Source organism: Bradyrhizobium sp. PRIMUS42 (assembly GCF_023006515.1).
In the GTDB taxonomy this organism is placed as follows: domain Bacteria; phylum Pseudomonadota; class Alphaproteobacteria; order Rhizobiales; family Xanthobacteraceae; genus Bradyrhizobium.
Genome location: NZ_JALBGZ010000285.1, coordinates 1 through 7,440 on the forward strand (window position 1 = coordinate 1; position 7,440 = coordinate 7,440).

At 64.8% G+C, this 7,440-nt stretch carries 7 protein-coding genes; 6 read left to right on the forward strand and 1 reads right to left on the reverse strand.

The annotated features are described in order from the left end of the window. On the reverse strand, window positions 1-315 hold a 315-nt coding region (locus MOV75_RS20700; protein WP_247006504.1), incomplete at its 3' end, for a hypothetical protein. A 248-nt stretch (window positions 316-563) separates the two neighbouring features. Between MOV75_RS20700 and MOV75_RS20705 the strand changes: the two genes are divergently transcribed. The 6 genes from MOV75_RS20705 to MOV75_RS20730 form a co-directional block, all read left to right on the forward strand. Continuing rightward, entirely contained in the window at window positions 564-722 is a 159-nt protein-coding gene (locus MOV75_RS20705; protein ID WP_246920795.1) for a hypothetical protein, read from the forward strand. Between the two features lie 11 nt (window positions 723-733). Next, complete coding sequence (locus MOV75_RS20710) at window positions 734-823, forward strand: K(+)-transporting ATPase subunit F (protein WP_018641117.1); 90 nt, start codon at window positions 734-736, stop codon at window positions 821-823. A gap of 112 nt (window positions 824-935) precedes the next feature. Continuing rightward, a complete protein-coding gene (gene kdpA, locus MOV75_RS20715; protein WP_246920793.1) occupies window positions 936-2,639 on the forward strand; it encodes a potassium-transporting ATPase subunit KdpA in 1,704 nt (567 codons plus the stop codon). An 18-nt stretch (window positions 2,640-2,657) separates the two neighbouring features. Further along, on the forward strand, window positions 2,658-4,772 hold the full coding sequence (gene kdpB, locus MOV75_RS20720) for a potassium-transporting ATPase subunit KdpB (RefSeq protein ID WP_246920791.1): 2,115 nt from the start codon (window positions 2,658-2,660) through the stop codon (window positions 4,770-4,772). Between the two features lie 108 nt (window positions 4,773-4,880). After that, a complete protein-coding gene (locus tag MOV75_RS20725; protein WP_246920789.1) occupies window positions 4,881-5,486 on the forward strand; it encodes a K(+)-transporting ATPase subunit C in 606 nt (201 codons plus the stop codon). 40 nt (window positions 5,487-5,526) lie between these two features. Further along, a partial coding sequence (locus MOV75_RS20730) for a sensor histidine kinase KdpD (protein WP_247006505.1) occupies window positions 5,527-7,440 on the forward strand: 1,914 nt, incomplete at its 3' end.

Here is a 7,440-nt window from a genome sequence, read left to right on the forward strand (position 1 = left end):
GACCGCGGCGTCCAGCCAGTCCGGCAGCTCGCGCTCGCGCGACAGCGCGCAATGCCATTCGCCCTCGTCATAGGCGATCCGGCGGACCTGCCACATCGGCAGCTCGAGCTCCAGCAGCGCCAGCGCCGCATCGGTCCAGGCTTCAGCGTCGATCAGGCGCGTCAGGCGTGTCGTGCGTTCACTTTGGCCAAACGAGGCGACGCGCCGGCAGGCCTTGTCGATGATTTCGAACATCAGCGGACGCGTCATCGCCGGTGTCGCGCGAAGCTGCTCGCCGAGCGAGGGCGGGACGAGGCGTCGGAGAATGGCGGTCATGTCAGGCCTCCTGGAAATGGCGTCGGTCAGTCGGCCGGCATTGCCAGGATGGCGCGAAGGGCATTTGAAAACGAGATGGAGATCGGGCGAGAGATATAAGGATTTCATAGGTGCGGGTGGGTGAGATCGCCCGCCCGGCCTTTATGAGATTCCTATAACGTCGCCATAGCCCTCATCTCGAAAACCTATGACCGCGCTGGCATTTCAGCACGGTCAATAGTCCCAGCTCATCCGGGGACGTGCGTTTCATGTCCTTCGCGAGCACGCGGGGTCACCGAGAGAAAGTTGCGCCGGCCTTTTGGGACGCAACGAGGAGCAATCCGATGATGGACATTCTGATGCTGGCGCTGGGCTTCGGCTTCTTTGCGCTCGCGATCGGCTACACCTACGCCTGCGAACGGCTGTGAGGACGCCGACCATGATCTTCGATTATGCGCTCGCCGGCGCCGTCTCGTTCGGCCTCCTCGTCTATCTCACCTACGCGCTGCTGCGGCCCGAGCGGTTCTGACCCGTGCTGCTGCTCGTCGAATTACTGATGGCGGACGCCGTGCTCGTCGCCGGCCTGCTGACGGTGCTGCTGCCGCTGCTGCGCCGGGCACCAAGCTTGAAGGGTTGATTCCATGACTATGGTCGGCTGGCTCCAGATCATTCTGTTCTGCGTCATCATCGTCGCACTCACAAAACCGCTCGGCTGGTACATGACGCGGGTGTTTGGCGGCGAGCGCACATTCCTGTCGCCGGTGCTGCGACCGATCGAGGCCGGCATCTACTGGATTTCCGGCGTTGACGAGAAGCGCGAGCAGCATTGGCTGGCCTACACGGTCGCCATGCTGCTGTTCCATGTCGGCGGCTTCCTCGTCATTTACGGCGTGATGCGCCTCCAGGCCGTGCTGCCGTTCAATCCGGCCGGGCAGGGCGCGGTTGCGGAAGATCTTTCCTTCAATACCGCCGTTTCCTTCATTACAAACACCAACTGGCAGAACTACGGCGGCGAAAGCACGCTGTCCTATCTGACCCAGATGGTCGGCCTGACGCACCAGAACTTCCTGTCGGCCGCAACCGGCATCGCACTCGCAATGGCCCTGATCCGCGGCTTTTCGCGTGCCTCGATGCGCACCGTTGGCAATTTCTGGGTCGACGTCACGCGCTGCACGCTCTATGTGCTGCTGCCGATCTGTATCGTCTACACGCTGTTCCTGGTGTGGCAGGGCATGCCGCAGACGCTCGGCGATTATGTCGAGGCCACCACGCTCGAAGGCGCCAAGCAGACCATCGCGGTCGGCCCGGTCGCTTCGCAGGTCGCTATCAAGATGCTGGGCACCAATGGCGGCGGCTTCTTCAACGCCAACGCCGCGCATCCTTTTGAAAACCCCACCGCGCTTTCGAACTTCGTGCAGATGCTGTCGATCTTCGCGCTTGGCGCCGCGCTCACCAACGTGTTCGGCCGCATGGTCGGCAACGAGCGCCAGGGCTGGGCAATCTTGTCCGTGATGGGCGTGCTGTTCATCGCCGGCGTCGCCATCACCTATTGGGCCGAAGCGAACGGAACCGCGACGCTGCAGGCGCTGAGCCTGGCCGGCGGCAACATGGAGGGCAAGGAAGTCCGCTTCGGCATCGTCGCATCCTCGCTGTTCGCTGTGGTGACGACCGCTGCGTCCTGCGGCGCCGTTAACGCCATGCATGACAGCTTCACCGCGCTCGGCGGCATGATCCCGCTGATCAACATCGAGCTCGGCGAAATCATCGTCGGCGGCGTCGGCGCCGGCATGTACGGCATGCTGCTGTTCGTCATCCTCGCGATCTTCGTTGCTGGCCTGATGGTCGGCCGCACGCCGGAATATGTCGGCAAGAAGATCGAGGCGCGCGAGGTCAAGATGGCAATGCTGGCCATCCTGGTGCTGCCGCTGATGATCCTGGGCTGGACCGCCGTCGGCGTGGTCTACCCGGCGGCCGTCGCCTCCATGGCGAACGCCGGACCGCACGGCTTCACCGAAGTGCTCTACGCCTTCACTTCGGCTGCGGGCAACAACGGCTCCGCCTTCGCGGGCCTCACCGGCAATACCTTCTTCTACAACCTCACGCTGGCCAGCGCGATGTTCGTCGGCCGCTTCTTCATGATCGTCCCGGCGATGGCGATCGCGGGATCGCTCGCGGCGAAGAAATCGATCCCGCCGTCCATGGGCACGTTTCCCACAACTGGAGGCCTGTTCGTCGGTCTTGTCGTCGGCGTCATCCTGATCATGGGCGGCCTGACCTTCTTCCCGGCGCTCGCACTCGGTCCAATCGTCGAGCACTTGGCGATGAATGCCGGAAACCTGTTCTGATTGTCTGGAGTGACCTCCATGGATACGACCAAACTGCAAAAACGTGCGCCGATGTCGGCAATGCTCGATCCGAAGATCGTGATGCCTGCGATCCACGCCTCCTTCACCAAGCTCGATCCGCGACTGATGATCAAGAACCCCGTGATGTTCGTGGTCGAGATCGTCGCTGCGCTGACCACCGTGATCTTCCTGCGCGACCTCGTCACCGGTGGCGCCAGCCTCGGCTTCACCTTCCAGATCATCGTCTGGCTCTGGTTCACGGTGCTGTTTGCCAATTTCGCCGAAGCAGTGGCCGAAGGCCGTGGCAAGGCGCAAGCCGAGACGCTGCGCAAGACGCGCACCGAGAGCCAGGCCAAGCTCCTGACCGGGGCCGGCGCGGCCTTCAAGCTCGTGCCGGGCACGAGCCTGAAGGTCGGCGACATCGTGCTGGTCGAGGCGGGCGACACGATCCCCTCGGACGGTGAGGTGATCGAGGGCGTGGCCTCCGTCAACGAAGCCGCCATCACCGGCGAGTCCGCGCCCGTCATTCGCGAATCCGGCGGCGACCGTTCCGCGGTGACCGGCGGCACGCAGGTGCTGTCGGACTGGATCCGCGTCCGCATCACGGCAGCGCAGGGCTCGACCTTCATCGATCGCATGATCAAGCTGGTCGAGGGTGCCGAGCGGCAGAAGACGCCGAACGAGATCGCGCTCAACATCCTGCTCGCCGGCCTCACCATCATCTTCGTGTTCGCCACCGTCACCATTCCGAGCTATGCGGCCTATGCCGGGGGCTCGATCTCGGTGGTCGTGCTGGTCGCGCTGTTCGTGACGCTGATCCCGACGACGATCGGCGCGTTGTTGTCCGCCATCGGTATCGCGGGCATGGACCGTCTGGTGCGCTTCAACGTGCTCGCGATGTCCGGCCGCGCCGTCGAGGCCGCCGGCGACGTCGACACGCTGCTGCTCGACAAGACCGGAACCATCACGCTCGGCAACCGGCAGGCGACAGCCTTCCGTCCCGTGCGGGGCGTCACCGAGCAGGAGTTGGCGGATGCCGCCCAGCTCGCCTCGCTCGCCGACGAGACTCCGGAAGGCCGCTCCATCGTCGTGCTGGCCAAGGAGAAATACGGCATCCGCGGGCGTGACATGGCTGAGCTCGGGGCCACCTTCATCCCGTTCACGGCGCAGACCCGCATGAGCGGCGTCGACGCCGGCGGCTCGTCAGTGCGCAAGGGGGCGGTCGACGCCATGCTGAACTATGTCGGCGGCGGCGCGCCACTGGTCGTTGCTTCCGGCAACACGGCCCGCGCCATCCAGCCCACCGGGCTCTCGGACATTGGCCGCGAGATCCAGACCATTGCCGACGAGATCGCCAAGTCCGGCGGCACGCCGCTCGCGGTCGCCAAGGATGGCAAGCTGCTCGGGATCGTCCAGCTCAAGGACATCGTCAAGGGTGGCATTCGTGAGCGCTTCGCCGAGCTGCGCCGCATGGGCATCCGCACCATCATGATCACCGGCGACAATCCGATGACGGCGGCCGCGATCGCGGCGGAAGCCGGCGTCGACGATTTCCTGGCGCAGGCCACCCCGGAGGACAAGCTCAAGCTGATCCGCGACGAGCAAGCCAAGGGCAAGCTGGTTGCGATGTGCGGCGACGGCACCAACGACGCGCCAGCGCTGGCGCAGGCCGATGTCGGCGTCGCCATGAACACCGGCACTCAGGCCGCCCGCGAGGCCGGCAACATGGTCGACCTCGACTCCAACCCGACCAAGCTGATCGAGGTGGTCGAGATCGGGAAGCAGCTGCTGATGACGCGCGGTGCGCTGACGACCTTCTCGATCGCCAACGACGTCGCCAAGTATTTCGCGATCATCCCGGCCATGTTCCTGGCGTTCTACCCCCAGCTCGGCGTGCTCAACGTCATGAACCTGTCGAGCCCGCAGAGCGCCATCCTGTCGGCGATCATCTTCAACGCGCTCGTCATCATCGCGCTGATTCCGCTGGCGCTGAAAGGCGTCGCCTACCGCGCCGTCGGTGCCGGCGCGCTGCTCCGGCGAAACCTCTTGGTCTACGGCCTCGGCGGCATCGTCATTCCCTTCATCGGCATCAAGGCGATCGATCTCGTCGTGACCGCCCTGCACTTGGCCTAACGCCGTCATTGCGAGCGCAGCGAAGCACCGGAAATGCCTTCTCGGCTGACAGACTGGATTTCTTCGTCGCTTCGCTCCTCGCAATGACGCAGAAACAGGAGACCCAACATGCTCAGAGAAATCCGCCCCGCCATCGTCCTTTTGCTGGTCCTCACCGCCATCACGGGCTTGGCCTATCCACTCGCGATGACGGCCATCGCCGGCGCGCTCTTTCCCGCGCAGGCACAAGGCAGCCTGATCGAGAAGGACGGCAAGGTGGTCGGCTCGGCCCTGATCGGGCAGGAGTTCAGGGAGGACAAGTATTTCCACGGCCGCCCGTCGGCGACGGTTGCGCCGGACCCCAATGACTCGACCAAGACGGTGTCGGCACCCTACAACGCCGCCAATTCGGGCGGCTCCAATCTCGGTCCGACCAGCAAGGCCCTGGCCGACCGGCTGAAGGAGGATGTGGACAAGCTCAAGGCTGAGAATCCGAACCAACCGGTCCCGGTCGACCTCGTGACGACCTCGGCCAGCGGTCTCGATCCGGATATCTCGCCTGAAGCGGCGCAATTCCAGGTGCCACGGGTGGCGAAGGCGCGGAATCTGCCGGAAGACGCCGTGAGGCAGCTTGTAGCTGCCAGCGTTCAGGGCCCAACGCTCGGCCTGCTCGGCGAACCCCGGGTTAACGTTCTGGCGCTGAATCGCGCGCTCGATCAGGCGGCGGCGAAGTAGCGGTCTAGGCCGGGAATGCCCGAATGATTATATTGGCCTGATGGTCCGAGAGCGCCGCGATCCCGAACAACGTCCGTCCCCGGAGGCGCTGCTGGAGGCAGCGCGCCGGGAAGAGAGCGTCAGCGGCAAGCTGAAGATCTTCGTCGGCGCCGCGCCCGGCGTCGGCAAGACCTATGAGATGCTGCAGAGCGCCCACGCCAAGCGCAAGGCCGGCATCGATGTCGTGGTCGGCTTCGTCGAAACCCATGGCCGCGCGGAGACCGAGGCATTGGTGCGCGGGCTCGAGATGGTCCCGCGCAAGAGGCTGGACTACCGCGGCCAGGTCGTCGAGGAGATGGACCTCGATGCCGTGATCGCGCGGCGGCCAAGGATCGCATTGGTCGACGAGCTCGCTCACACCAACGCCGCAGGCAGCCGCCACCCCAAGCGCTATCTCGACGTGGAGGAGCTGCTCTCCCACGGCATTGACGTCTACACCGCTGTCAACATCCAGCACATCGAGAGCCTGAACGACGTCGTTGCCCAGATCACCCATGTCCGGGTGCGCGAGACGGTGCCCGATTCCGTGTTCGACCGCGCCGATGCGATCGAGCTGATCGACCTCACGCCCGACGATCTGATTCAGCGCCTGAAGGAGGGCAAGGTCTATGTGCCCAAGCAGGCAGAGCGGGCGCTGGAGCACTATTTCTCGCCGGGAAATCTGACCGCCTTGCGCGAGCTCGCTTTGCGGCGCACCGCCGAGCGGGTTGACGAGCAGCTGCTCAACCACATGCAGGCGAATGCGATTCCCGGGCCCTGGGCCGCGGGCGAGCGCATCCTCGTCTGCGTCAGCGAGGATCCGCGTGCGGCCGGCCTCGTGCGCTACACCAAGCGGCTGGCGGACCGACTGCATGCGCCGTTCACCGCGATCTCGATCGAGACGCGGCGATCCCTGCAATTGTCGGAAGAGCAGCGCGATCGATTGGCCGATACGCTGCGCCTTGCGGAATCGCTCGGCGGCGAGGCGCTGACCATTCCCGCGGTTGGTCGCCGCATCGCCGATGACGTCGTCAATTTCGCGCAAGGCAACAACGTCACCCAGATCGTGATCGGCAAGTCGACCCGCTCGCGCTGGTTCGAGATGACGCGTGGCTCGGTCGTGCATGACCTTGTGCGCAGTGCCGGCAATATCAGCGTCCACGTCATCCCCGGCGACGAACTGCCGGCCGAGGATGCGCCCAAGACGGCGGTACAGACCGCGGCGCGATCCGAGTCGTTCAATCCGCTGCCCTACGTGAAGGCGCTGGGCATCGTCCTGATCGGCCTCGGCGCCGCCGTGCTGCTCCAGCCGCGGTTCGGCATCGAGAATGTCGATCTCGTGCTGTTGACTGCGGTGGTTGCGGTCGCGGTGCGGTATGGACTATGGCCGTCATTGCTTGCCAGCATTGCAGCCTCGCTTGCTTACAATTTCTTCTTCCTTCCGCCGGTCTACAATTTCACCATCACAGATCCGACCAACGTTGCGGCGTTCTTCTTCTTCATGCTGATCGCTGTCCTGGTCTCCAACGTCGCGGCGCGCGTGCGCACGCAGGCCGACGCCGCCATTGGCCGGATCAGGATGTCCGAGCAGCTCTACGCTTTCAGCCGCAAGCTCGCGGGCACCGCGACGCTCGACGACGTGCTGTGGGCGACGGCCTACCAGATCGCGTTGATGCTGAAGGTCCGCGTGGTGCTGCTGCTGCCGGAAGACGGCTTGCTCACGGTAAAATCCGGCTACCCGCCCGAAGATGATCTCGACCAGGCCGATCTTGCCGCCGCCAACTGGGCCTGGAGCAACGACCGTCCCGCCGGCCGTGGTTCGGATACGTTGCCGGGTGCGAAACGGCTATTCCTGCCGATGCGCACCGGGCGCGGCCCGATCGGCGTGATCGGCATCGACAACGACCGCACCGGTCCGCTGCTGACGCCGGACCAG

What these genes read in the sequence shown, in the direction of transcription:
- kdpB (WP_246920791.1), top strand. Translation starts at nt 2,658, where the DNA reads ATGGATACGACCAAACTGCAAAAACGTGCGCCGATGTCGGCAATGCTC.
- MOV75_RS20725 (WP_246920789.1), top strand. Translation starts at nt 4,881, where the DNA reads ATGCTCAGAGAAATCCGCCCCGCCATCGTCCTTTTGCTGGTCCTCACC.
- MOV75_RS20705 (WP_246920795.1), top strand. Translation starts at nt 564, where the DNA reads ATGTCCTTCGCGAGCACGCGGGGTCACCGAGAGAAAGTTGCGCCGGCC.
- MOV75_RS20710 (WP_018641117.1), top strand. Translation starts at nt 734, where the DNA reads ATGATCTTCGATTATGCGCTCGCCGGCGCCGTCTCGTTCGGCCTCCTC.
- kdpA (WP_246920793.1), top strand. Translation starts at nt 936, where the DNA reads ATGACTATGGTCGGCTGGCTCCAGATCATTCTGTTCTGCGTCATCATC.